Source organism: Hydrogenispora ethanolica (assembly GCF_004340685.1).
Classification (GTDB): Bacteria; Bacillota; UBA4882; order UBA8346; family UBA8346; genus Hydrogenispora; species Hydrogenispora ethanolica.
In genome coordinates this window covers 87,528-114,028 of record NZ_SLUN01000006.1, presented here as the reverse complement: position 1 = coordinate 114,028, position 26,501 = coordinate 87,528, and the positions used below count along the sequence as shown (strand labels likewise).

Below are 26,501 nucleotides of genomic sequence, written 5' to 3'. Positions count from 1 at the left end.
CCACTGCCAATTAAAAAACTCCTTTCGTTGTGCGAAAGGAGTTCGAGTCGGCGTTCCCGGAATCAGGGGCGCTTTACGTTTGGAAGGGCGCAATCGTAATCTTATCGATATGCGGGGCGGCCGCTTCGGCATTCGAGAAGCGGATGGTGTTCGCGCCGGCTTTTAATTCAAGATGAACGGCTTTGCTGCGGTAGGAATTCCAGCCGAAGGTGTTCCGGAAATAGACCCGCCCGGCTTCCCGACCGTTAACCCAGATATCCGCGTAACGGTCCACGATATTTACATTATACTGATGCGCGCCGACCTTTTCAGCGTTGGCATAATCGATAACCATGCAATAGGTCCCGTCGGCCTCCACTGTAATCCCGTTGAATTGCAGAAAATTCTCCGCCCCGTCACCGATGTCCCGCACATATTTGCCGGCTGAAGCGTAGGCGTCGTCGCCAACCTTGGCGCTTCCGGCGAGGGTATTTTCGGGGGCTTCCGCCTCGTAGCTTGCCACCGGGCCGTTTCCCTCCTCCAGCGCGATGGAATCCAAAGCAATGTTTTGATTGGGGTTCCCAGCGCGACTCCCAAAAGTTATTTGGCTGATCCCGGCGGGCAAAAAGACTTGGCAAGCGGCGTCCTGCCATTGATTCGGATTCAAGGATTCAGGACGCGGCAATTCCCAAGCCGCGCCGTTGACGTTGATAGACAGCGCAGGGATGGCCGAAGTCTCAGGATCTTCAGAATGGGAAGCGATCGCGTAACGAATGCGGATCCGATTGAATCCATGGTTCGCTTGACCCGTTACAAAACGCACCCCCGCGTCCCCGCCACCCAACAAAACATAGCCATTCCCGGAATAGCCGCCGATTTCGCGCCCCAGCTTCGCCATTCCGAGAAGCTCGGCGTATGCCGCGGGATAATGCCGGGGGCCGGGAGCCGGGGCCGAATGAGCCAGCACGATCTTGTCCAAATCCACCGCGAGCTCCGCCAGACCGGCCCCGGCGGCATACTTCGCCAAGGTGATGGTATGCCTGCCTTGCTTCAACTCAAGGGGGACGGTTTTCCGGTCGATAAAGCCCCAGGCCAGATTGGGATGATACTCCAGCAACCGCCAATCCCGCTCATCCACGCCCAGCCATTGTCCGGCCATGGCACCGTGGCCGTTGCCGTAGAAAATGTCCAGCGCATAGCTTCCGGAATAAGGCACAGCGACCGTGAACCGGACCCGGCTGGCGTCTTGCCCGAGCTCTCCCACCCGGCCCCGGCCGGAATGATAGTTCCGGTTCGGCTGGGCGGGCGTGCCGCCTTCGATAATGATGCCCTCGCTGATTTGGGCGTCTTCCGCCTCGTATGTCCCTTGCCAGGCTTTGCGCACTCCCCCGGCGGCGGCGTGATCCTTGGCCGTGACAATGAGCAAATAAGCCGACGCGGCGTCCATCTCCCGCACCGGAATCAGCGTTGCGCCGTCGGTCACCGGAAAATCGCTTTCCAGCTCGGCGATTGGCCCGGCCGATGGCCCTTCATGGCCCGACCAGGCCACGGACCAAAGCCCGGCGTGGACCCCGCCCGCAAAGCCGGGGACCCCCGCCAGCCCCTTCAAGACGATGTCGCAACCGTCGGCGCAGCCGCCGAACACCACCCGCAGTTGCAGCTTCTCCTGGTCCAAGGCGGCGATGCCCTGCAAACCTTCGGCAGCGGCACGGCTGGGGTGGACCGCCACGGTATTTCCGGTCAATTCCCCATACCACTTGAAAAGCCACCACGCCCCGGTCGTTTCGTTATTGCGGGTGACCAGATCGTCGAGATTGCCGGCGGCATGCCAGTAAGCCAGGCAAGCCTCGACTTTGGACTCCTCGAACCGGGCCAGCCATTGGATCAGCCGGCCCGGCACCGACAGATCGCGCCAGTTACCGTATTCGTTGATACAGATCGGTTTTTCCGGCAGGCCCAGGCTGCGCTCGATCCCCCGGTAATGCTCCAGATGCCGGTGCCAGTCGCTGAAGAATTTCGGGTCCAACTCATGCCAGGAGACGATATCCGGCAGGCATGCTTCGGATTTGCAAAAGCTCATGAAGCTTTCGATAAAACCCTCATGATAACTGGCGATATTGGGGCCGACGATTGGGCCGGAGGGGTCGAGCCGGCGGATTTCCCTGTAAACCGTCAGCCAATCTTCAAAAAAGGCGTCCCGGCGGTCCTCGGCATTGTACCAGATCCAGTCCGGCTCATTGAAGGGGACGTACGCAAACCGCTCTTTCCGGGGATGCGCCGCGACTTTCTGAACCATTGCGGCCACCCGCTCCAGATAATCGCCGATATCCTGACTCTCGTACGGCCATTGCGCATAGGCGTCCTGCATATAGATTTGAATCTGTCTGCCGCCGGCTTCGCTGAAGGTGGCGGCGACCTCAAAGGCATCGCCGTTCGGATGTTGCAACCCTCCCGGCGGTTTCTGCGCGGCGACGCCCGGCTTGAGTGGAGCCAACATCTGGAGGTTGGGAACTCCTTCATTGCCCAGGCCGTAAAGGAAACCGGCGGTACCATGCTTTACCGCTCCGGTTTCCCGGTCTACCTGAATCACCAGTTTTTCTGCTTCCATGATCGACCCGCCCGCATGGTTTGATTTGTTTTACCGGTCAAGCTCTTCCAACTCCAACAGCCGCGCCGAGTTGATTTGGGGCAGGATCAGGCTCAGCTCGGCGTTATCCGGGTGCCACTCCATCCGGCAGCCAAAAGCGGCCGGATAACCGCAGCGAACCGCGACCTTCTTTCCTTTCAGAAAGGGCAGCGGCAGGCGGCAGCTGTCGCGCGAGCCTTCCAGGCGCCAAACGGCCAGATAGGTCTCAGTTCCGCAGCGCAGGCCCCAACTGACCCAGGGGTCTTGGAAAGCCGGCAGTCCCAGGGGCCAGAACGGCAGCCCTTCCGGGATCTGCCGCCGGATGGACTTATAATAGGCCAATCCTTCCCGGACCAGGGCCAGCCGCTCCGGGGAAATTTCGGCCAGGTGCCCGCTCTGATGGAAACGCATCAACATCGCGTTGACCATGTTAAAGACCACTTCCTCGGCATCCCCTTCGCGCAGCGGATAGGACCAGACGCCGCATTGCTCCGGCGTCACTGCGGTGGCGCAAGCGGCCGCGATCACGGCATACTTCCGGTAATCGGTCTGGTCGCTGCTGGACTGGATGCTATACCGGCTCAGCATCGCGTAATCCATCCGCATCCCGCCGCTGCTGCAGTTTTCGATGACCAGCTCCGGGTATTGGTCGAAAATATCGTCGAGCCAGGCCAGGTAAGCCCGGTTGTGCTCCAGCAGTCCGTCGCCGAAACTGGCGGCGTTCCATTCGGTGCCGCTGCCGGCATTGATATTGTAATCCATCTTGATATAGCCTACCCCGTACTCCCGGACCAGACGCCGGATGACCGCAGCGGCGTGCCGCCGGACCGCCGGATTGCGAAAATCCAGCTGATACCGGCCGTGATCGATCACCCGCTTGCCGTGGCGGACGAAAAACCAGTCATCCGGCACCCGTTCCGCCAGCGGGCAGTGCATGCCCATCACCTCAAGCTCGAGCCACAACCCGGGGATCATCCCCTTGGCGCGGATATAATCCAGCGGCTCCTTGATGCCGCCGGGGAAACGGTGTTGGGCCGGGAGCCATTCCCCCACCCCGTCCCACCATTCCCCGTCCGAATACCAGCCGGCATCGATACAAAAATATTCGCAGCCGACCGCGGCCGCCGCGTCGATCAACGGCAGCAGCTTGGCGGTGGTCGGGTCGCCGAACAGGCAATTCATATAGTCGTTAAAGATAACCGGCAGGTTCCGGTTGTCCGGATGGGGGCGGCGGATCGCCCGGCGATAACGGGTCAAGGCCTGGATCGCCGGCTCGAAACCGCCGGCTACCGCTCCGACGGCGACTGGTATGGTGGTAAAGGATTCGCCGGGCGCCAGCTCTTTCCACCAGGCGTTCTCATTTTCAGTGGGTCCGCTGAGCTGCAAATATAATTGCTCTTCGCTGTCGCTGATCTCCCAATGCCAGGAACCGTTGTGTTCGATCTGCCAGAAGAGACAGGAGCCGGCTTCGACATTTTCAAAACAACCCATCGGCAGATACTGCGAAGTGGACCAGGTTCCGGTGCTGGAATACGCCAGGCGCTTTACAGAAAAGGTATGGACCCGCGCCAAGCCCAGCTCGGGGAGGGTATTCCGCCGCCATTGGGCCTCGCCAAACCAGGTGTTATGCGGAATATGCAACCGGCTTTTCCGATCCCACGGCAGGATGCCCTCTTTGGCGATTCCGGTCAAGGCGAAGGAGGAGACATACTCCAAACCTTTGGCCGTTGCGCTATGATTCCGGAGCTCAGTCCAGGAGCGGACCACCGGAAGCCCGTCATAAAACTGCAGATGACTGACGACCGCCAGCCCGCCGTCGGCCATCTCGATCTCCAATTTTCGCCCCGGCGCGGTGCGGTAATCACGGTGGTTTTGATACACCAGCCGGTTGCCGGGCATGGTCCCGGTATGCTTCGGACCATGATTGTCATCCTGGTTCTCGCCCGTTTCCTGCAGTTCCACCAGCCGGCACTTTTGCCGCTGCTTTTCGGTCAGCATTTCCGGATGGAAAGGAACCGCCGCGAAATGCAGCAAACGGACATCCTTGTCATCCGTCACTTCGATCACGAGATGCAGGGCATTTTCGTTGATGATGATCTCCATTTTGTTATCCCTTTCTGATGTATGGGCTTAACCCTTCAGCGCTCCGACCGTCATGCCTTTGACGAAATACTTCTGCATCGAGATGAAGAGTATCGCTACGGGCAACACGGATATGATAATGGCCGCCATGGCCGTGGTGTAATCGCTGGATTGCTGCGAAAACAGCATCTGCATCGCCAAAGTCAGCGTTCTCAGCTCCTGACTGCTAATGAACAGGCTGGCCATGAGATAATCGTTCCAGATCTGAAAAGCCTGCAGGATCGTTAACGTGGCGATGGCCGGTTTCAAGAGCGGCAAGACGATGAAAAAATAGGTGCGATAGACCGAGCAGCCGTCGATCTTCGCCGCTTCCTCCAACTCCACCGGAACGGTCGTCATAAAGCTGGTCATCAGGAAAACGCCAAAGGACATTCCGGTGGCGATGTACATCAGGATGACGCCGAGCCGGGTATTAATGAGTCCCGTTCTGAATCCGATCATGTAAATCTGAAGAAAAAGCGCCTGATGGGGAATGAAAATGCCCAGCAAAAAATAGATATAGCTGAATTTAAAAAACCGGTTTTTACACCGGGCAATCGCCCAGGAAGAAGCGCCGCACAGCATGACCAGGACCACCACTGTCACAGCCGTATAGATAAAGGTATTGGTAAAAGTGGTCAGGAGGTCCAGCTTTTTGAAGGCGCTGATATAGTTGCCCAATTGAAAGCTTTCCGGCAGGGCGAGCGGATTGCTCAGATACAGTTCGCGCACTGTTTTAAAGGAGTAATTGAGGATAATAAAAACCGGCGCCGCAAACAACAGTGCCGCCAGCGTCATCAGAACCTGGATCATCCCCGTGCCCAGCGTATATTTTTCAGCGGCGCCCGGCGCCGGGTTCTCCGCCGGAAGGGGTTTTTTCCCCTTGAAAAAGGCGTTGCCGTTGCTCCCCCTCATAATTGCACCTCCTTTTTCCGCAGGAACCCGAGCTGAACCAAGGCCACCAGGAATAGCACCAGCACCAGAACGATCGACATCGCCGAGCCGTAGCCGTACTGCCGCCCGCTGATGGCGGTATTGTAGATGTAGTAAATGATGGAGGTGGAAGCGCGGCCCGGGCCTCCCCAGGTGGAAGTGACCAACAGTTCGTAGACCTTGAGCGAGCCGGTGGTGATTCCGACAATACAAATGGTGAACGCCGGCGCCAGCAAGGGAATGGTGATATGCCGGAACTTCCCGAGCGTGGTGGCGCCGTCGATATTCGCGGCTTCATATAATTCGCCGGGGATCGACTGCAGCGCCGCCAGATAGATCAGCATCCAATACCCGATCCATTGCCAGTTGTTGGCCAACAGCAATCCCGCCAAAACCGTTTTTCCGCTGCCGAAGAGCAAGAAATTGATGTTGGTCCCCAGGAAACGGTTCAGCGCCGGCAGGATATTGATGAACATCCGCAGCCAGATGAAACCCACGATAATGGCGCTAATCAGACAGGGTATGAAAAAAACGGTGCGGTAGATCTTCTTGCCCTTGATGGCGCTGTTCAGCGCGATCGCGAACAGCAATGCGAAAACATTCTGAATGATCGTGTTCCAAAACGTGAACTTAAATGTAAAAATCCAGGCCTGGCCCGCAAAGGGATCCGTAAAAAAACGGGCATAGTTTTTGAACCCAATGAAAGGTTTGGCGGCTGACATCCCATCCCAACTGGTCAAGGAATAGCTGAACGAGAGGAACATCGGGAGGATCAGTCCGATCGTGAACAGCAACAGCCCCGGCAAGACGAGCGAGAGATACTGGAGTTTCTCCCTCCGGTTAAATGATTTCCGGCGCATGATTCGAATCTCCTTCATGAAAGAAATGAAGGGGAATAATCAGAATTATTCCCCTCGAAACCGCTAGTCGATCATGGCTTGCTGATGGCTCTCCGGCTGTCGGCCGCTTCCAGGGCCTGTTTCAAGGTCATGGTGCCCTGGAGCCAGGAAGCGATGTCCTTGGCATTCTCGTCCTGGAATCCGCCCCATTGTAATTGATTATTGCCGGAATTGGCGTCAATCAGTTTGCCGGCGGCCGCGTATTTATCGATATCTTTCTGGCTGGGATTGGGGAAGGTCGGGCTCACACCTTTAAGCATGGAGGAAGTCTTGGTGAGGTTCAAAAAGGCGATGGCTGCCTTTTTGTCGCTGGTAAGCACGTCAAAGACTTGGTCGACTTGCGCCGAGTGCTTGGTCCTCGCGCTCTTCATCCAGGTCATGTTGGGTTCAAAAATCAGTTTGGCATCGCCGGTTTGATTGGGGAACGGGAAGACGCCGAAGTCGAAGTTCGGATCGACATTCATGAAATTCTGGATCGACCAGGAACCGGAGACTTTCATGGCCGCTAGGCCTTGGACCATTCGGGCATCGCAATCGGCCTGCGGCAGAGAGAAGGTTTCTCTGCTCCACGTGTTGTCGAAGAGCAGCTTATTGTATTCATAGCATTTTTTATACGCCGCCGAGGTGGCAAAGGAGACTTTCCCGGCCCGGAATTGATCGCCCCAGGTGGGCGTCTTGCTGAACACGTCATTGATGGCAAACTGCATGGTCATATTGCCGATACTCCAGGTGTCGACCATATGCGTGGCGAAAGGGGTGATTCCCTTGGCTTTCAATGTGCCGATAACCTTGGCAAGCTCCGCATGGGTGATCGGAACCTTCAAGCCGTTCTCCGCAAATATTTTCCGGTTGTAATACACTCCCTGATAGAGACAGTTATAAACAAGGCCATACGTCTTTCCCTTGATCGTCACGCCGGGGATGGCGGCATCCAATACTCTGGTGAGATACTTTTTGCCCTTCAGGTCGGCCAGTAGGCCCTGCCCGCCATAGGTGGCGACATCCTGGGCTTTGCCGACAATGATATCCGGCAAGCCGGTCTGTATGTATTGCTGCATCTTCGGATGAAAATTATCGCTCCAACCCAGCGCTTCCCATTGCAAAGTAATCCCGGGATACTTGGCGGCCACCGCCTTGGTGATGATCTCTTGCATGCCGTCATCGGTGGAAGACAAGCCGGCGAGGATGGTCACCGTCGTCTTTCGCGGCGCTCCCCATGCCAGGCTGGTACCGATCAGGGCCATGATCATCAGTCCGCCGATCAGCATTCGGGTCATTTTTTTCACAACATCCTACCTCCTCTTTTTTTGATACTTTTCATGTCGTTGCCTATAAGTCGAAATCAGCCTTCCAAACTACGCCACCCGTACCTCCTTTCCGGGAATTCAGTGGTAAATTGGACGAAATAAAAAAGCTCCGACGACTTCAGCCCGGAACTTTGCGCACGATCATACTTCCGGCAGTCATCTGAATGTTATCTCCTTTTCACTTCAAGGAAATATTCTCTGAAAATTTTCAGACTCCTGCCGATTATATTTGAAAAATTTTATTTTTTTCTAATGCTGGAAAATTTCCCGAAAGCCATGTGAGAAAGTCGCTTTCCAACCGATTCAGCCTGAATAGGTTTCAAAACGACTTTATCCCTTGCTTCCCTGAGCTTTTGTGTTCACCCTGACCCTCGGACAGGGTAAATCACAACGCTTTTAAACCACCCGATGATCCCGGCACTCCACCGTTGCGCCGAGCGACTCCCTTTCCACGACCTCGGTCGGCAGAACGACCTGCCGTTCTTGCAGCGGTTCGCCGGCCAGAAGCACCAGTACCATTTCAGCGGCCTTCCTGCCCATTTCAATGGCGGGCCAGCGCACCGATGCTAGGGGCGGAACCGCAAATGACGATGCCTCATCATCATCAAAGCCGATCAAAGCCAGATCGGCGGGGACCCGTATTCCGCGATCGTGCAAGGCGCTCATGACCCCCACCGTTAAAAAGTCATTATATACAAAGATTCCAGTAGGCGGAGTCAGATCCGTCTGGTTCAATAATTGGAGCGTCGCATCATATGCTTCCTGCTGGGACTCGCCTCCTTCCACGGTATAACGTTCGTCGTATTTCAGCTCCGCGTCCTGAAGGGCCTTCCGGTATCCCTCCAGGCGGGCCATGGCGGCCAAGGTGTTTAACCTGCCGCTGATATGCGCGATATGCCGGTGTCCCCGGCCCGTCAAGGCCGAGACGGCGGCATAGGCCCCGCCGAAACTGTCGACATCGACATACGGGGTGTTTAAGACGCCGATCGTCCGGCCCAATGTCACAAAGGGACATTGCAAATCCTGAAACACCTTCACGAACGGGTCATGGATCTGCGTCTGGGCCAGAATAAAGCCGGTGATGCCGCTCTCAAGCATCTCGGCGATCTGTTGCCTGGAATCCACTTCCCGCTTGGCGGTACGCAAAATGACTTGATATTCTCGCGGTTCCAACACTTGATGCACGCCCGCCAAGAACTTGCCGAAAAATGAAGCGCCGTTCACAAACACATCCGAACTTTCGACCAAAAAGGCAATGGCTTTGGTGGCAATTTTGCGGGCGGCCGGATGGGCCGGGGGCTTATAGCCCATTTCCTGCGCCAATGCCTGCACTTTTTCGCGAATCTCATCATTCACGCCGGCACTTCCGGTCAGAACCCGGGAAACCGTGCTGATGGATACTTGCGCTTCATGGGCGATATCGGTAATGGTCACCTTTTTGAGATTCACTACGAATTTTCGCTCCTTGTCCAACATCGTTCCTATTTACTTTTGCAATACAAGGATGAAAATTCTATGTTGAACCGTAAAAACCTGCTTTGAGTTGAAAATTTTCAAGAAATGATAAAATCACATCATTCTGAATCAAATACGGCATGCCTGCCTCACCAATCCTCAGACAATGCAAGAAGCCCGACTCTCGGTAGAGCCGGGCTTCTTTGGCAATCTTTAATGAAATAAGGACCCTATTATACTGGTAGTAAACTGTTTAATCAAAAGCCTAGTTAAGACGCCAATTTTGGTGTTTGCTTAATCTTATTGGCTTATTTTACTTCAACCAGAAGTTCGATCTCCACCGGAATATCGCCGGGCAGCACGTTTACCCCAATCGCCGAGCGGGCCGGCAAGCCGACCTCTTCGCCGAAAACGTCCAGCAAAAGTTGGCTGGCGCCATTGGCTACCGCGGGCTGACTGGAGAAATGATTTTCACTGGCCACAAAGGCCAGCATCTTGACGAAGCGCCGGATCCGGTTCAGATCGCCCAGTTTATGATGGAGCACGGCTAAAATATTCAGGATGCAATTGACTGCAGCCTGCTGCCCCTGCTCAATGGTATATTCCTTTCCCAGTTTTCCTTGATAGTTCTGCACGCCATTGATGTCCGTGCCAAACCCGGACAGGTAGCACATGTTGCTCCCAAACTCCCTGGCCTGGGTGTAGACTCCACCTTTGGGGGGCGGGGAAGGCAACTCAATATTTAACTCCTGCAAACGCTGATAGACATCCATCAAAAAAGCCTCCTAAAAGTATCATCCGATTGCTTGTGATTCACTTAAAATAACGGCGAGGTTATGAAACTTACGCCGGATTTTAAAAATATGTTCATTCGCCCGGCTCGGGTGAACGCGGTTAGTGAGTAGCACCGCATACAGATCCCGGGATGGATCAATCCAAACCGAAGTCCCGGTGAATCCGGTATGCCCATAGGAAGTTTCGGAAAACAGATCTCCCGCCGGAGAACCGTGCTTATCCTTGGCTTGCCATCCCAGGCCTCTGGCCAGATTGAGATCAGCGGTATGGTTTTGGGTCATCAATTTGCAGACCGCCGGGCTCAAAAAGGAATCCCCTCGGGCAGTCTTGGCAGTCAACATCGCCACGCAAAGCTTGGCAAGATCGAAGATATTCGAGAATAGCCCGGCGTGGCCACAAACGCCGCCCAAAACTACCGCATTCTCATCATGAACCTCGCCGATGATCATCCGTTGGCGCCACTGGCAATACTCGGTCGATGCAATATTGCCAAAAAGCCGTTCCGGCGGATTAAACATCGTGGTGTTCATCGCCAAGGGCTCAAAGATCATTTCCTTGAGAACCTGGTCCAACGGTTTCCCGCAAATTTTTTCAATAATACAGCCCAAAACGATTATACCTTGCGAAGAATATAACACATCGTTTTTTTCGCGATCAGGCATATCGACGATGGCTTCCAACAATTCCTCCTTGGTATGGGCGGTTTTATACAAAGGCACGCAACCATAGATCTTTGAGGTATGGGTCAATAATTGATAGATCGTGATATCGCTTTTGGTAGTGTTTCGATATTCATCGAGATACGTAGCGACCGTATCATCCAAAGCGATTTGCCCATTTTGCAGAAGTTTCATCGCCGCCAAGGCTACAATGGGCTTGGTAACGGAGGCCAGGTCGTAAAGCGTGTCTTCGCGGACCGCCGCTCTGCCTTGCCCCAGTTGCCCCAATGTCCCCTTTTCCAGTATCTGCGCCGAAGTTCCTATAATATAGGTAGCAGATGGTATTTCACCTTTATCAATAGTTCCGCGCAAAAAATCATGGATTGTAGACATATTTCCCTCCTGTTTCTTTGGTTTAGCGGAGAAAGCCCCGGATAATTCGCTCATAAACAGCAACGGCTTGATGGAGCTGTTCGATCTCCACAAATTCATCCGGTGTATGGGCCTGTTGCAAACTGCCCGGGCCACAGATTACGGTCGGAATATGCGCCACCGTCACAAACTTGGACATATCGCATCCCGCATTAAAACCTTGGGGTTGACTTTCAATGCCTCTGACTTCGCTGGCCGCTTTTAAAGCCACTTGGACGATTTCCTGATCCGTGGCGGTTTGCGACGGAACGGTTGAGGCCAAAACTTCGACGGTCTTGCAATTCAACTCCGGGAGATCCCGTGTTAACCGTTCGAGGATGGCCGCAACTTCACGATCGGCTTTATGGCTGTCCTCGGCTGGAATCAGTCTGCGGTCGCACACCACAAAACAAGATTCCGGAATGGCATTTTGACGGGTGCCGCCGCCAATCAATGTCACACTGGCATTGGCCGGACCGAGAATCGGGTGGGGATGCTGATCCAACGCGGTTTGCAGCTCACTGTAGCTAGCGGCAAACCGGGCCGCATGATGAATCGCATTGATGCCCCGATGCGAATTGGCGGAATGGGCCGCCTTGCCCTTGAAAACGAACCTGCGGATATAAGTCCCTTTATGCGCGGTGCATATTTCGAGTCCGGTCGGTTCACCGACTACCGCCCCGTCGGCGGCGATCCCTTTTTGCACCATATGAAAGGCACCGATTCCACCCGCCTCCTCTCCCATGACCGTTGTGAATAACAACCGGCCCCGGACATTCACCGGGTTGTCGATGACGCGTTGAACGGCGATGAGCATCGCTGCCAAGGAACCTTTGGTGTCGCAGCTGCCCAAGCCATATAGTTTGCCATCTTTCTGGAACGGCTGCAATGGATTGAAACTCCATTGCTGGCCGGAAGGATTATTCACATCCATATGGCTGTTTAATAGCAGCGTCTTTCCTGGGCCAAAATCAAACGTTACAATACAGTTTTCTTTACCCTGCTCAACTTCTTGAAGTTCGATCGCCGCGCCGTTAAGGCTCGAGAATTGCCGGATGATTTGAACGACTCCGCCGACATCCCCCGGCGGGGTGGCCGAATCGATCCGGATTAACTCCTCGGTCAGTTGAGTCACAGACATTGCTTTATCAATCAATGATTCCACTCCCAATCCGTGCGTCGGCCACGACAGTCTCAGCTAACGCAAACGAGTGATTCAATTTGCCTGGACTTTAGCTAGTTTTGGATATGCTAGGATTCTTGTAGCGCGGGGAGCGTTACAAGTTCACCCTCATAAATCAAACCAGTCGGTTCAATCGCTTTTTCGGCATCGATCACGTTTTTCATCGCGTCCATCAAGATTGGATCCTCCGGTTTGCGATCTCTGACCCTAAAAAGAGTAGCCCTGCGTATTGGATGGTCAAGTCGGCACCAATCCTTGATTCCCAAGGCTTGCGCCGGCCGGAACGTCACCGCGGCGATGACTTCCGGCAAGTCCATTCCCAGCGCCAAGAATTTGGTCATGGTATGCGCCAGTGAATAGACCGGGCCGTTGACATTCCGGATATGCAGGTCGGTGCTGATGATGAAATCACGGTAACCCCGCCGGAGTACCTGGCGGGCCACATTCCGATCCATACTGGCCGCTCCGTGGGCAACATCCAAAACGATCCCCCGCTCCATCGCTTGGGCCATTTCCGGGATGGGCGCCCCGTCCGGCCCGAAAAGCGGCTCGTTTTTGCCGTGAAAGCAATGGGACAGGATATCGCCCTTGCGGAACAGCGCCAGATTATCCGCATTGGCGGGGGGCGTCTCGCCCATGTGAACCATGATCGGCACCCCGGCCTTCTCGGCCGCACGGATGGCGTTCTTAAACGGCAACAGCCCCTTGTCCTCGACAATAATGCCGCTGGACCGGACCTTCACGCCGCACAGGAAATCGCGGTACCTTTCAATGGCTGCCGCAGTTTTATCCGGGTCAATATTGCGGATATCCGCATATTCCCGCATGGTGGTGAGGCCAATGGTGCTGATATTCAAAAAAGCTTTGATTTTCGTTTTATAACAAGGCGCGACATAGCGAATGAACCCCTCCACCGTTTCCGCGCCCGCGCTCCCGGCATCGATTAATAAATGGACCCCGCGGTTGATCCCGATCGCATCGGGATTAACGCCTAACGAAGTCACGCCGTGATAGACATGGGTATGGAAATCGATCCAGCCCGGGCTGAGATAAGGAATTTCGGTTTGACGGACGTCCTCGTTCACCGGCTTTAAATCGTAACCTTGTTCCGTTTTGACTAATTCAGCCGGGAATACCTTATTCCCGGCGGGGTCGATTACTTTGACGATCATCGCAAAGAACTCCTTCTCAAAAACCGCTTAATAAAGATGGCAGGCGATTTGATGGTGATTACTGCGTACCTGGGGAACCGGTTTTTCGGTTTTACAAATCTCCAGGCATTGCGGGCAACGGGTATGAAACGGGCATCCCGCCGGAGGATTGGCCGGGTTTGGAACGTCTCCGGTGAGCAATATCCGCGCTTTCCTCTTTTTCTTATCGACGACCGGCGCCGCCGATAACAGCGCCTGGGTGTACGGATGGAGCGGATTTTCGAAAATATCCTTCTTATCCGCCAGTTCCACCAGGTTCCCCAAATACATGACGCCGATGCGGTCGCTGATATGCTTGACCACCGCCAAATTATGGGTGATGAACATGTAGGCCAGGTTATACTCTTTCTTCAAATCATTCAGGAGGTTAAGGATTTGCGACTGGATCGATACATCGAGCGCCGATACTGCCTCGTCAGCCACGATCAGCCGCGGATTCAGCGCCAGCGCTCTGGCAATGCCGACCCGTTGCTTTTGGCCGCCGGAAAACTCATGCGGAAATTTCTGAGCGTCGCTTGGGCGCAGGCCCACCTTGACCAGCAACTCTTCAGCCCGTTGAAAAGCCTCCGGTTTGGCGACGATATGATTGACCCATAACGGCTCGGCGACGATCTCTCCCACCCGCATTTTCGGGTTGAGCGAGGCAAAGGGATCTTGAAACACCATCTGACATTCTTTTCGCAGACTTTTCAGTTGTTTGCCCTTTTTGTGGGTGATGTCCGCTCCATTCAATACGATCTGGCCGGACGTCGGATCGTAAATTTTTAAGATAACCCGGCCCAAGGTGGATTTGCCGCAGCCCGATTCGCCCACAATCCCCAATGTCTCGCCGGTTCGGATGGTTAAGGAGACATCATCGACCGCCTTGACATATCCGACGACCTTTTTGAGCAGTCCCGACTGGATGGGGAAATACATTTTAATATTTTTAAGCTCTAGGATATTCTCTTCCATAATCCCTTCCATCTCCTTACGATTAGCCTTTAGCAGCGTTGTGACAAACCCGACTTGTTTGCCGGGCAGGTTCAAACCGTTCAAAAAGAAGCGCATGATTCACAGCGGGAAGATCTTGATCCATAAAAGTTAGATCTTAATCCACAAAAGATCGATCTGGAATCATCGCGGACAGATCTTTATTCACAAAAGATCGATCTTGATCCACAAAAGTTAGATCTTTATTAACAAAAGATCGATCTGGAATCATCGCGGGCAGATCTTTATTCACAAAAGATCGATCTTGATCCACAAAAGTTAGATCTTTATTAACAAAAGATCGATCTGGATTCACAAAAGGCAGATCTTTATCCACAAAAGATCGATCTGGCTTGCTTCTCAACACCCTCGCCTCCGGCCGGGGTTTTTCACAACGCTTTTAGACACCGGACATAATGCCCCGCGGTGATCTCCCGCAATACCGGCGCATGTTGAATACATCCGGCGTCGCTAATCTGACAGCGATCGGCGAACCGGCAACCCGGCGGGTAATTGGCGGCATCGGGGACCGTGCCGGGAATGGAATATAAAACTTCTTTTGCCTGATCCACAAAAGGAATCGCCGCCAGCAACGCTTTCGTATAAGGATGTCTGGTATTGTCGAAGATTTCCTCAACCGATGCCGTCTCGACCACCTGGCCGGCATACATCACGGCCACGTCATCGGCCATCTCCGACACCACCCCCAAATCGTGGGTAATAAAGATGACCGCCGTTCCAAACTCGCTTTTCATCTTGCGCATCAGATCAAGCACCTGGGCTTGAATGGTGACGTCCAACGCGGTGGTGGGCTCATCGGCAATCAGCAGTTTGGGATTACAAACCATGGCCATGGCAATCATCGCCCGTTGGCGCATCCCGCCCGACAGCCGGTGGGGATACTCCGTCGCGATCTTGTCAGCTCTGGGAATCCCGACCTTTTGGAGCATTTGAACCGTTTCCTGCAGCGCCTGCTGCTTATGCATGTTCCGGTGCAGCACAAGCACTTCCGAGATTTGATCGCCGATCGTCAGCACCGGATTTAACGAGGTCATCGGTTCTTGGAAGATCATCGCTATCTTGTTCCCGCGGATCTCCGACATTTCATCTTCGCTCAGTTTGGTCAGGTCCACGCCCTCAAACAAGATCTCTCCGGCGACGATCTTGCCGGGCGGTTTGGGAATTAGATTCATGATGGACAGCGAGGTGATACTCTTTCCGCAACCGGACTCGCCGACGATACAAAGCGTTTTCCCGCTCTCCACGCTGAGATCCACTCCGTCGACGGCTTTCACCCATTTCCCTTCATCCAGTGCGAAGTACGTCTTTAGATTCTTAATCGCCAACAGTTTTTCCGACATTTGCGAGACTCCTTTCAACGGCGTGCGACGCTCAAATATGTAACGAGTCAATGATCTTCGCCAGACTCCCAATATCGGCGTCGACCTGCAGCTGAGGCTGGCCTGCCGCCATTTCAACCGCCCGGCTCTGTTTGAGGGCGGTGCCCGTAATCACGCATACCGCGGTCGCATCGGGACTCACGGTTCCGTTTTTCACCCCTTGTATCAAAGCAGCCACCGCCGCCGCCGATGATGGCTCGGCGCCGATGCCTTCCTTTCCCAATATGCGCATGGCCGTTAAAATTTCTTGGTCGCTGACGCCGAGCGCCATGCCGCCCGATTGATAGATGGCATCCAATACCCTGGTTCCGCCCTGGATGGGACTGTCCGCGGCGATGCTTTGGGCGATGGTTTTGGCGGGATCGCCATATTGACCGGCCACTCTGGCGCCTTTTTGAAAGGCTTTTTTCAAATGGCATGAAGTTTCGGGTTGTACCGCCACCATCTTCGGCAATTGATCGGTGAGGCCCAACGCTTTGAGTTCGTTATAGCCTTTCCACGCTCCCCATAAACCGCCGCCGGTTCCCACCGGATGAAACATGTAGTCCGGAACCAGACCTCCCAATTGATCAAAAATCTCATAAGCATACGTCTTCATGGCCTCATGCCGGATGGGATTGATAAAGTTCACAAACTGGTATAAGCCTAACTGGCTGACCGCTTTTTCCAACATTACGCTGATCTGACCGAAGTTTTCAAAGTCCAGGATAGCCGTTTGGGCTCCATAAAGCTTGATCATGGCCTTCTTGGTATCACTAGCCAAATATTCGACCAGTACCAGCGCATGAAACCCGCCCCTCGACGAATAGGCGGAGAATGAAGCCCCGGCATTTCCCGAGCTATACGTGAACCCCTTTTTTACCCCAATATCTTTGGCAAAACTAATCGCCAAACTAAAGCCCCGATCTTTAAAACTACCTGTCGGCATCATCGTATCGTTTTTGAAATAGATGTTTTCCATGCCCAATTCGCGGCTCAGGTAGATCGACTTAACTAAAGGAGTGCAACCCTCGCCCAGGGACACGATATTTTTCTCCTCAATATAGGGGAAAAAATCTTTATATCGCCACATGGTGTTGCCGGTTGTTTGCAACTTTGAAAATACGATCTCTTTCTTCAGCCGCGGCAGGTCGTATACTGTTTCCAGCAAGCCGCCGCAGGAAGGACAGGTATTTACAGCCTGCCGGATATCGTAATCTTTTTGACATTTATCGCATACCAAGCCAATCGCATAACCGTCCATCATCTTCACACTCTCTCATCGTGATTTTGGCGCAAGATAATCCCGGAGCACGTCTCCTAACAGATTAATCGATAACACCACCAGCATGATACAGATCCCCGGGAACAATGAGATCCACCAGGCGCTATTCATATACAATTGCCCGGCGTAAAGCATGTTTCCCCAGGTCGGGATGGTGGGCGGAATCCCGAGCCCCAAGAAGCTTAGGGACGATTCGGCAATAATGGCCGTAGCCACTTGAAAGGTTGAAATCGTTACCGCCCGGGCAATGATATTGGGAAAGATATGTTTGACCATGATTCTGGTTTCCCCGACCCCGACAGTCTGGGCGGCCAGGATATAATCGGAGGTTTTAATACTCAATACTTCCGACCGGATAACCCGCGCATAGGACACCCAGGCCGTAATCCCCAACACCAGGATAAGCTTCATAAAACCGCCGCCTAACACCGCGACAATCGAGAGCGCCAACAGGATCGATGGAAATGCCAGTTGAATATCGGCAACCCGCATGATAACCCCATCGGCTTTGGGAAAATATCCCGACAGGAGGCCTAAGGTAATACCGATTCCCCCCGACAATAAGGCCGCCAAAACGCCGACCGACATCGAGGTCCGGCTGCCGTAAACCAGTCGGGTATAGATATCCCTGCCAAGCTCATCAGTACCCAGAATGTGACGAAGCGTTCCTCCGTTCACCCATGCCGGGGGCTTTAAACGTTCCATCAGGTTCTGGTCGTTGGGCTTGTAGGCCGTTAATAGCGGGGCAAACAATGAAAATAAGATAAATATCGCTAAAATGGTCAAAGCTATCCATGCGATATAGCTCCCCATATATTTCCTGATTTTTTTGATGATGCCCATCGCGCGTCAACCTCTCCCTTACTTTAAGTGAATTCTCGGGTCAATAAACACATAGAGTACGTCGACCACCAAATTGATGAGTACGAATCCTCCGGCCAACGTAATAATGGTCGCCTGGACCAAAGGGAAATCGCGGTATTGAATCGCCTGAACCAGCATCTGTCCGACTCCCGGCCAGGCAAACACCGTTTCCGTCACGACCGATCCTCCCAGCAATGCTCCCATTTGCAATCCCACCACGGTTACTACAGGCAACAAGCTATTCCGAAGCGCATGCTTCATGATGACTGCCTTGGATTTCAACCCTTTTGCTCTGGCAGTGCGAATATAATCGGTCTCCATAACCTCAATCAACGACGACCGGAGCAACCGGGTGGTGAGGGTCATTAAATTAAAGCCTAAAGCGATTGCGGGCATGATGATGTACCGGACCCCGCCGTACCCGCCGGTGGGCAACCACCGGAGTTGAATCGAAAATAGCATAATCAGCAAAATACCGACCCAAAATACCGGCATGGATTGACCGGCCATTACAATGACCATGATCCCCTGGTCGATGGCAGAACCTTTTTTAAGAGCCGCAAGGACTCCGGCTGGAATTGCAATACATAGGGATATCAACATGGCCGCTCCGGCTAATTTTAATGTAGCCGGCAATTTCTCTAATAATAGGTTTGAGGCGGGTTCAAAATACCGTAAGGATCGCCCAAAATCAAAATGCAACAGATCCTTTAGGTAAATCAAATATTGGACAATTAAGGGTTGATCCAAGCCCAATGTGGCCCGAAGTTCTCTGATTTGGTCTTGCCCGGCATCGGGAGGAAGCATAATGGCCACGGGATCACCCGTCATCCTGGTTAAAAAAAACACGATCGTTGCCACGCCAAGCAGCACGAATATGGCATAAAACAGCCTTTTTAAAATGTATTTGAGCATCTTATTCTCTCCCATTTGAAAAGAATTGCTTAAACCGCCACATCAACAAGGGCATCATGATGGGAATCAAAATGATTGCCATTCATCGTTTCACGGATAAATAAGGGTGCCATCCAAAATACGCTTTTGGGTCCAGAGCGTAGTTGAATGGGTACAGGGGAATTTCTTGGCATGCCGCTCGTCGATGTCCACTCCCCATCCCGGCTGCTCATTCAATTGTAGACAACCGTCCCGCAGGGTGGGACTGCCGGGAAAAACCTCGGCAACCGCAGCATCGATTCCGCGCCATTCTTGAATCCCAAAATTATGAGAAGCCAGATCGAGATGGATATTGGCGGCATGTCCCACCGGCGATATATCCTCCGGTCCGTGCCAAGCCGTTCGGACTCCGAATTGTTCGGCCAAAATTGCCAGTTTTCGGGTTGGAGTCACTCCTCCCAGCTGGCTCGGATGAGCTCTGATGAAATCAATGCTTCTACTGGTGATCAGCTGAGTCCATTCTTTCGGATTGTTGAACAGCTCCCCAATGGCAATCGGCGTCGTAGTCTGCTGCCGCATCACGCCATACCATTCGCTCTGCTCCGGAGACAACGCGTCTTCAAGAAAGAACAAGCGGAACGGTTCCAGTTCTTTGGCAAATCGAATTGCCTCAATGGGAGCGAGCCGCTCGTGGACATCATGGCAAAGCTTCACCTCATAACCGACTTTATCTCTTACATAGGAAAACAGCTCCAGAGTTTGGCGCATGTAAAAATCAGGATCAAAGTAAACGCCCGCCAATTTCCCGGCGCTTTCATACAATTTACTGGTGTTGCCCCAATGGATTCGAAAACAGCGGATTCCTTCGGCCAAACCTTGCAAGATGTTGTCGACGATCTCCGGCAGGGTTTCCCCGTAAACATGAACATAAGCCATAACCGCTTGGCGCGCTTTACCGCCAAGCAAGCTATATACCGGCATCTTGGCCAGCTTGCCTTTGATATCCCAAAGCGCCATATCAACCCCTGAAATGGCATTATTGCCAATCGGTCCATTGCGCCAATAAGCATTGCAATTCATTAGATGCCAAAGATCTTCAATATCTGCCACGCCGCGTCCGACCAGCAGCGGCTTAAGATACTCTTCTACCACGCAGCTTACCGCTAGATGGCGATAGGTAAACGTTGCACAACCCAGCCCGTACAACTCCGGCTCATCGGTTTCAACCTTCACCACCACTAAATTAGTACCGGCCGGAGCAGTGCAGATCGCTCTCACGTCGCGAATCGTAATGATGAGTAAGCCCTCCCCCAATCAATGCCGTATATATTGAAGAGGAGTATGAATCCTCAACTCCTCTTCAATATGCGAACGTTTACAAAATATCTTATTTATTCTTTGCCGGGAACATCCAAAGAACTCCCAGCACATTGGGTGTATAACTGATTTTTGAATTCATGGCGCAGATGTTATCCAGTTGCCAGAGATAGATGAAATAGGCTTCGTCCTTGAGGATTTTTTGGATCTCCGCCATCGCCGCTTTTCGCTTGGCAGGATCAATCGTGGTTTCCTCAACATCCACCAATTCATCAAGTTTGGAGTTTTTCAGCCGGGCATACCTGCGATCACTCTTAACATAGGACTGAAAATTGGACATTGCGTCAAGAGTCCAGCCCGTGTTACCGATAAAGTACATTTCGGATACTGTTTTCGCTTGCATCTTGGAGACCATCGTTTTATTATCCATAACGTTCAGTTTCACCTTGACGCCGACCTGTTCAAGTTGGGCTGCAATGGCTTGGATCTCCGTTAAAAATAAGTTATCCGCGTCAAAAGTTACCGTGAATCCATTGGGATATCCCGCTTGAGCTAAAAGTTTCTTGGCTTTGGCAGGGCTATAGGGATAGGGTTTTACCGATGCGTCATAGCCAAAATTCTGACTGGGAACCAGGGTCGCAACTCTTTTGGCTTTTCCACCCAGGATATTTTTGATGATTCCCTGCGTATTCACAGCATAGTTCAATGCCTGCCGGACCCGCGGATCATTTAAAGGCTTCACTGTCGCATTAAGGCTGACATAGTAAGTGCGAATCCACGGCGCGGATAAAATCTTGATATTATTGTCATTTGCCAAACTATTGGCGGCATCGGCCGTCAATCCGATTACAAAATCAACCTCGCCCGCTTTTAAGGCTGCCACTGTATCCGCCATACTCGGAATCGTTTTAAAGATTAAGCGGTCGAACTTAGGAGCGCCTCGCCAATAATCCTTATTGGCTTCCATTACCACTTGATGATCTTTCTGCCAGGAGACAAATTTGTACGGCCCGGTGCCCACCGGATTCTTGGCGACAAAGTCATCCCCCTTTTCCTTTACATATTTCGGGGGCATAATGACTCCGCCAAAAAGGACGGTTTTGTTGGGGAGGATGGGATCGGGTTCATTCGTCACAATATTGACAGTATACTTATCAACGACCACTGTTTCTTTAACATTCCGCAATTCGGCAATGGGAGAAACTGTTTTCGGATCAAGCAAACGGTCGATCGAGAACTTTACGGCCGCGGCATCAAATTCTTCTCCGTCATGGAACTTTACTCCCTTGCGGAGCTTAAACTGCCATGTAACATTATTGATAGCTTTCCATTCGGTAGCCAGCGCCGGAGCGAGCCGTCCCTTGGCATCTCTGGTTACCAGGGTGTCAAATATGTTGATTAAAATATTCATGTCCGGCATTTTACCTTGCTTTTGCGGATCAAGGGTAGAGGCATCAATAGTTTGGGCGACGACCAGCGTGTTCTTCTTGGATGCGGCTAAGGAATTGACGCCATAGCCCGCGAGCATTACGACGATGAACGCCAATGCCAGCACGAAACAGATTCGTTTTTGTTTCATTTCATTTTCCTCCTTAAATTTAGTTTTATGGGATGGTCAAACCACCCTTTCCCCAGCCTCGGTGGGCTCGGGTTTTTTCTCCTTGGCAATCCTGATTTCATCCAAATAGTTATAAAGCGTATACTTTGAAATATCGAAGAATTGACAGATCTTATTGCCTGACTTGGTAATCAGAAACGCTCCTTTTTCGTCGAGATAATCCAGAGCTTTCAGCTTATCTTCCTTGGTCATGTACGATACCGGTTTTCCAACCAGCTTGATGCTTTCTTGAATCAAAAAATCCAAAAGATCGTTTACGTCGGTAGCAAAATACTCCGAGGTGGCACCGTAAGTCATCGTCAAGGATTCCATGGTTTTTTTGGCGGCGATGATGTCCGAGATATCAAAATTCATGCACAGTGCCCCGATAGGCTTATTTTCTTTGTTTTTGATATATACTGTGGATGAGCGAAGAATTTTCCCGTCTTTGGTCTGGGTGATGTAATTGTAAATATCGCCGTTCTCCACCGTTCCGCGCATGACCTCGAGACCCAAATTGCTACCGCAATCCCCGACTTTTCTGCCTGTGACATTCCCTTCAATTGCGACAATGGTCTTGTCATATCCCGCCGACCAATCATGCAGTACAACTTCGCATTTTTCTCCCCATTGCGCGACGATTGCTTTTACGATGGCTGTCAAGAGATCCATCTCATCTGCGATTCGTTCCAAAGCATCACATCCTTCTTTAGCAAACTTTTTTTCATGTAAAAAAAATATTTTTTTGTTTCTACTTATACTATATACCATTTTAACTAAATGTCAACCGCTTTTTCACAAAATATCCAATATAAATTACAACTAGCTGACATTAAAAGCCAAAAACCCAGCGATTCGTCGCAAGTTATCTAACATCAATTGCACATTGTCAAGATACACGAACGACGGTTTATAACAATCAGAGCAAGCCGGATCATTAGAATAAAAGATTGGAGATAAGCGCCAATCTTCTACATGACTATTGGATTGCAACAGGAAGCCCTTGCCGGACATACGTTTCTTCGATAGATAAAAATGAATGTCCAGAGATGATAAAATGCCCCAAAAAGCATCCCGTTTCATTGAATTCGGGACCCATCGCCTCCATCAATAAAACTCCGGGTTCGCTTGGCGTTTTGAGACAACCTGAATCGAAACCGGCGGTTCTTTTTTGTTTTCCCAAAACAACCCCAGCGACGATTGCCATCGTCGATTTTGTTCGCGAATCGACTGTGGCGGTCAGCGCCGCAGTTCATTCCGGGACAGAAACAACTCCGGCAGTGGTTGCCGGAGATCATTCCGTAATCAAACATCAATATTCTGCTACAAAACGAACTACGGCAATCATCGCCGTAGTTCGTTTTGCGACAGAAGATGAATTTTGGGTTGGAAAAGCATCTCCGGCGGTTACCGCCACGGTTCTTTTCACTACAAAATAGCGATATTTCCCCCGGGAAGGTGATCGGGAATCATGAAACATTCATCATCTGCGACAGAGCGGGGATTTTCGACAGCAAACCGGATGGCGCGGATTGCCGGGATTAGGGGATTCGGGACAGGATTTTGCAGTGGGCCGCTTCGGTTTCCACCTCGTAGCGCGAACCCGCCCGCTTTTGGTCAAGGGTTCTCTCTATCAGGCCGTACGGCTTGGCGCCTCCGGCGCTCACCTCCCGGACACATGCAAAAAGCTCCACCGATCTATCAATGACCGGTGGAGCCCGCAAAAGGATGAACCAAAACCATCAAGTACTGGCGATCTGCAGCAGCTCTTCCAGGCTCTTTTTGCCGAACAGGAGCCGGGTGTCGTTCACCACGATGGCCGGAACGCTCAGGATGGAATATTGCTGCTTAAATTCCGGGAATCGGGCGATGTCGATCATTTCCGCCTCAATCAGAGGATTTTTCAATGCCATCAGCTGCGCGGCGGCCACCACGTCCGGGCAGAGCGTGCAGGAGAGGGAAACGCCGATCTTGAGATTGACGGGTTTCGCCACCGACCGGATTCCGGCCAAAATATCTTCGCCGATCGCCTGCCCGGGTCCGGCGGCGTTATAAAGCGCCAGGATGAAGGAGTTGATCTCATGGCCGCCGGGAATCCCGTGAAACTGAACCCCGGTGTATTTTCCGTCCCGGTCGAGGATGGCAAAGGTCGGAAAGATCGTGGCATGAACCGCCTTTTCCAGCTCCGGGTTTTCCCCTTTATTCAGGATCTCCACCCGGACCCGGTCGGTGAGTGCCGCAAAGTCCGCCAGGAACCCTTTCAGTTCATCGCCCCAATCGCTGGCTTCGTCCAAAAAGGCGACCAAGCCGATGGGGTTTTGAAAACGCGCGAAAATCTGCGTCAGTTGGTTCTTGAGTTCTTCGTCGAAAAAAGGTCCCGCCGGCGGTTCGAAGGCGGACTCCGCCTCGCGGCCGATACCAAGCTGTTCCTTTTTTTCCGCGATATATTTCTCAAGCGCCGTGGCTGCAAGCGCGCCGTCCGAAACCGCCGTGACAAGCTGGCGAAGGGTCTTGGGACGAATGTCTCCCGCGGCATAAACGCCATCGACGTTTGTTTTCAAATTCTCATCCGTCAGAATATAGCCGGATGGGTCGAGCTCCAGTTGTCCGGCATATTCGACGCTCTGCGGGATGTATCCGACGAATACGAACACGCCGAACGTCGGGTCGCCCTCCGCCACATCGTAGCGCCAGGTTTCCCCGGTCTGATTGTTGACGAATCTGGCGTATTGGAGAACCTTTTCGCCTCCCACCTCCAGAATCTCGGTATTGAATTTCACCTCGATCTTGGGGTGCGCCAGCACTTTGTCGGCAATGGTTTTAGAGCAGGTAAATTCCGGCTCCCGGGCGATGATCGTCACCTTTCTGGCATACCGCGTCAGGTAAATCGCTTCCTCCGCCGCCGCGAAGCCCGCGCCGATGACGAAAACATCCATGCCTGCGAAAAACTCGCCGTCGCAGGTGGCGCAGTAGCCGATGCCACGCCCGTGGAACGCTTCCTCGCCTTCGAAACCTAACGTGCGCGGTTTCGAACCGGTGGCGACGATCACCCCCAGCGCTTCAAACTCTCCCGCGGAGGTTATCAGCTTTTTGATGTCCTGGGAAAGATCCACCGACAGCACCGTCGCGTTCAGAAACTCCACACCGAAGCTCTCCGCCTGTTTGCGCATCGTCTGGGCCAGTTCCGCGCCGGAAGTCCGGAGAATACCCGGATAATTCACAACTTCCGACGTGATTTTGATTTGTCCGCCGACTGGTTCCTTATCCAAAACGAGCGTTTTCAGCTTGGAGCGGCCGGCGTAGATTCCGGCGGTCATTCCGGCGCTGCCGGCGCCGATGATAATCAGATCATAAAGGTTCTTCATCGCGAACTTTAAATTTTTCCGACCAGATCAAGGCTGGGTTTAAGGGTTTGGGCTCCGGGCCGCCACTTCGCCGGGCATACCTGATCGCCATGCGCGGCGACGAACTGGGCTGCCTGGACCTTGCGCAGTAGTTCAGCCGCTTCCCGGCCGATGCTGGTGTCATTGACCTCATACGATACGATCTTCCCCTCGGGGTTGATGACAAAGCTGCCCCGGAGCGCCAGGCCCGCGTCCTCGATGTAAACCTCAAAATCCTGCGCGATTTTGGCGGTCGGGTCGGCGAGCATCGGATACGTAATCTTTTTAATGGTATCCGAAGCGTCATGCCACGCCTTATGCACAAAATGAGTATCAGTGGACACCGAATAGACCTCGCAGCCAATCTCTTTGAATTCCGCATAATGATCGGCCAAATCGCCCAGTTCGGTCGGGCATACGAACGTGAAGTCCGCGGGGTAGAATACGAACACCGACCACTTTCCAAGCAGATCCGCTTTGGTCACCTCTTTGAACTGACCGCCCACAAAGGCCTGTGCTTTAAAATCACTTACTTCTTTTCCGATTAATGACATTGAGAATGCCTCCTTTATTGTTTTTTTCGTGTTCCGGCAGCAAAGCGCTGCAAGAAATCCCGGTTGGTACTGCTAATTCTTTTTGCAAGCGGGACAGATTCCGTAAAAAAGCATGGTCCGTCCTTCCACCTCGACACCCGTGGAGCTTTCAACCGCTTGGTCCAGCTGATTGAGGAGTTCCTGCGGGATACTGTCGTCCGTATCAAGAATCCGGCCGCAGCGGGTGCAGACGATGTGATAATGTTCAGCGGCGTTTGGGTCGAAGCGATCGGGAGAACCCGAAAAGGACAACCGCATGATCTCCCCTTCGCTTGCCATGGTGTTCAGATTGCGGTAGATGGTACCCAGGCTGATTTGGGGATACGCCTTCCAGATCTCCTCATACACCTCTGCAGCGGTCGGATGATCGAGCATCCGGAGGGCTTCTTCAATCATTTTTTTCTGGGTACTGAACCTTCGATTCATGGATTTCCCTGTCCCACTTTCAAAATATTAATAATAGTAATCATTACTATTATCGTTAACAAAAACATACTACTCCTTCTTTAGTTTGTCAAGAACTATCTAATTTTTTCTACCCGAATCCAAAAATTTTTTTTGCAGTAGCCAGCCTGTGCCCTGGCCCAACAACGTCATGAAAAGCAGCAGCCATCCGGAACGCTTCATGCGGCGAAAGC

23 protein-coding genes and 1 pseudogene are annotated in these 26,501 nt (G+C 52.6%); 1 reads left to right on the top strand and 23 read right to left on the bottom strand.

The features are described from left to right. Positions 1–73: 73 nt before the first annotated feature. From EDC14_RS07215 to EDC14_RS07125, 20 genes and pseudogenes are all read right to left on the bottom strand, one after another. A complete protein-coding gene (locus EDC14_RS07215) occupies positions 74–2,587 on the bottom strand; it encodes a carbohydrate-binding protein (RefSeq protein ID WP_132013595.1) in 2,514 nt (837 codons plus the stop codon). 30 nt (positions 2,588–2,617) lie between these two features. Next, positions 2,618–4,708 carry a glycoside hydrolase family 36 protein gene (locus EDC14_RS07210; protein ID WP_132013594.1) on the bottom strand — a complete coding sequence of 697 codons (2,091 nt, stop codon included), beginning with the start codon at positions 4,706–4,708 and terminating at the stop codon, positions 2,618–2,620. A gap of 27 nt (positions 4,709–4,735) precedes the next feature. After that, complete coding sequence (locus EDC14_RS07205; RefSeq protein ID WP_132013593.1) at positions 4,736–5,641, bottom strand: carbohydrate ABC transporter permease; 906 nt, start codon at positions 5,639–5,641, stop codon at positions 4,736–4,738. Then, the gene (locus EDC14_RS07200; protein ID WP_165907867.1) at positions 5,638–6,519 is read right to left on the bottom strand and encodes a carbohydrate ABC transporter permease; all 882 of its coding nucleotides are present in this window, start codon (positions 6,517–6,519) and stop codon (positions 5,638–5,640) included. The genes EDC14_RS07205 and EDC14_RS07200 overlap by 4 nt, the downstream gene beginning before the upstream one ends. A 71-nt stretch (positions 6,520–6,590) precedes the next feature. After that, positions 6,591–7,835: an ABC transporter substrate-binding protein gene (locus EDC14_RS07195; RefSeq protein WP_243662848.1), complete on the bottom strand. Its 1,245-nt coding sequence runs from the start codon at positions 7,833–7,835 to the stop codon at positions 6,591–6,593. Positions 7,836–8,261: 426 nt separating this feature from the next. Continuing rightward, a complete protein-coding gene (locus EDC14_RS07190; protein WP_165907866.1) occupies positions 8,262–9,314 on the bottom strand; it encodes a LacI family DNA-binding transcriptional regulator in 1,053 nt (350 codons plus the stop codon). A 314-nt stretch (positions 9,315–9,628) separates the two neighbouring features. Continuing rightward, positions 9,629–10,093, bottom strand: a complete 465-nt coding sequence (locus EDC14_RS07185; protein WP_132013589.1) for a RidA family protein — start codon at positions 10,091–10,093, stop codon at positions 9,629–9,631. Between the two features lie 21 nt (positions 10,094–10,114). Then, positions 10,115–11,167, bottom strand: a complete 1,053-nt coding sequence (locus EDC14_RS07180; RefSeq protein WP_165907865.1) for a serine hydrolase domain-containing protein — start codon at positions 11,165–11,167, stop codon at positions 10,115–10,117. 22 nt (positions 11,168–11,189) lie between these two features. Then, positions 11,190–12,341, bottom strand: a complete 1,152-nt coding sequence (locus EDC14_RS07175; RefSeq protein ID WP_132013587.1) for a M20 family metallopeptidase — start codon at positions 12,339–12,341, stop codon at positions 11,190–11,192. A 95-nt stretch (positions 12,342–12,436) separates the two neighbouring features. Then, positions 12,437–13,540: an amidohydrolase/deacetylase family metallohydrolase gene (locus EDC14_RS07170; RefSeq protein WP_132013586.1), complete on the bottom strand. Its 1,104-nt coding sequence runs from the start codon at positions 13,538–13,540 to the stop codon at positions 12,437–12,439. A gap of 27 nt (positions 13,541–13,567) precedes the next feature. Beyond that, entirely contained in the window at positions 13,568–14,533 is a 966-nt protein-coding gene (locus EDC14_RS07165) for an ABC transporter ATP-binding protein (RefSeq protein ID WP_132013585.1), read from the bottom strand. Positions 14,534–14,669: 136 nt separating this feature from the next. Next, positions 14,670–14,918 carry a hypothetical protein gene (locus tag EDC14_RS07160; protein WP_132013584.1) on the bottom strand — a complete coding sequence of 83 codons (249 nt, stop codon included), beginning with the start codon at positions 14,916–14,918 and terminating at the stop codon, positions 14,670–14,672. A gap of 22 nt (positions 14,919–14,940) precedes the next feature. Further along, the gene (locus EDC14_RS07155) at positions 14,941–15,912 is read right to left on the bottom strand and encodes an ABC transporter ATP-binding protein (RefSeq protein ID WP_132013583.1); all 972 of its coding nucleotides are present in this window, start codon (positions 15,910–15,912) and stop codon (positions 14,941–14,943) included. Positions 15,913–15,943: 31 nt separating this feature from the next. Further along, entirely contained in the window at positions 15,944–17,197 is a 1,254-nt protein-coding gene (locus EDC14_RS07150; protein WP_132013582.1) for a threonine synthase, read from the bottom strand. A gap of 12 nt (positions 17,198–17,209) precedes the next feature. Next, a complete protein-coding gene (locus EDC14_RS07145; protein ID WP_132013581.1) occupies positions 17,210–18,058 on the bottom strand; it encodes an ABC transporter permease in 849 nt (282 codons plus the stop codon). An 18-nt stretch (positions 18,059–18,076) separates the two neighbouring features. Next, positions 18,077–18,682 (bottom strand): ABC transporter permease, encoded by a 606-nt coding sequence (locus EDC14_RS07140; protein WP_243662847.1) that lies wholly within the window; start codon positions 18,680–18,682, stop codon positions 18,077–18,079. 108 nt (positions 18,683–18,790) lie between these two features. Then, positions 18,791–18,994 (bottom strand): annotated as a pseudogene (locus EDC14_RS27220) (ABC transporter permease); the annotation flags it as partial. A 90-nt stretch (positions 18,995–19,084) separates the two neighbouring features. Then, positions 19,085–20,260, bottom strand: coding sequence for an enolase C-terminal domain-like protein (locus EDC14_RS07135; RefSeq protein ID WP_424337402.1), 1,176 nt, complete (start codon positions 20,258–20,260; stop codon positions 19,085–19,087). 100 nt (positions 20,261–20,360) lie between these two features. Continuing rightward, positions 20,361–21,845 carry an ABC transporter substrate-binding protein gene (locus tag EDC14_RS07130; RefSeq protein WP_165907864.1) on the bottom strand — a complete coding sequence of 495 codons (1,485 nt, stop codon included), beginning with the start codon at positions 21,843–21,845 and terminating at the stop codon, positions 20,361–20,363. Positions 21,846–21,905: 60 nt separating this feature from the next. Next, complete coding sequence (locus EDC14_RS07125) at positions 21,906–22,580, bottom strand: helix-turn-helix transcriptional regulator (RefSeq protein ID WP_424337401.1); 675 nt, start codon at positions 22,578–22,580, stop codon at positions 21,906–21,908. 257 nt (positions 22,581–22,837) lie between these two features. Between EDC14_RS07125 and EDC14_RS07120 the strand changes: the two genes are divergently transcribed. Beyond that, positions 22,838–23,326 carry a hypothetical protein gene (locus EDC14_RS07120; protein WP_132013578.1) on the top strand — a complete coding sequence of 163 codons (489 nt, stop codon included), beginning with the start codon at positions 22,838–22,840 and terminating at the stop codon, positions 23,324–23,326. Positions 23,327–23,629: 303 nt separating this feature from the next. Here EDC14_RS07120 and EDC14_RS07115 read toward each other — a convergent pair whose 3' ends face one another. The 3 genes from EDC14_RS07115 to EDC14_RS07105 form a co-directional block, all read right to left on the bottom strand. Next, positions 23,630–25,252, bottom strand: coding sequence for an FAD-dependent oxidoreductase (locus EDC14_RS07115; protein ID WP_132013577.1), 1,623 nt, complete (start codon positions 25,250–25,252; stop codon positions 23,630–23,632). Between the two features lie 8 nt (positions 25,253–25,260). After that, positions 25,261–25,824 carry an alkyl hydroperoxide reductase subunit C gene (ahpC, locus tag EDC14_RS07110; protein ID WP_132013576.1) on the bottom strand — a complete coding sequence of 188 codons (564 nt, stop codon included), beginning with the start codon at positions 25,822–25,824 and terminating at the stop codon, positions 25,261–25,263. Between the two features lie 72 nt (positions 25,825–25,896). After that, on the bottom strand, positions 25,897–26,289 hold the full coding sequence (locus EDC14_RS07105; protein WP_132013575.1) for a Fur family transcriptional regulator: 393 nt from the start codon (positions 26,287–26,289) through the stop codon (positions 25,897–25,899). Positions 26,290–26,501: the final 212 nt, after the last annotated feature.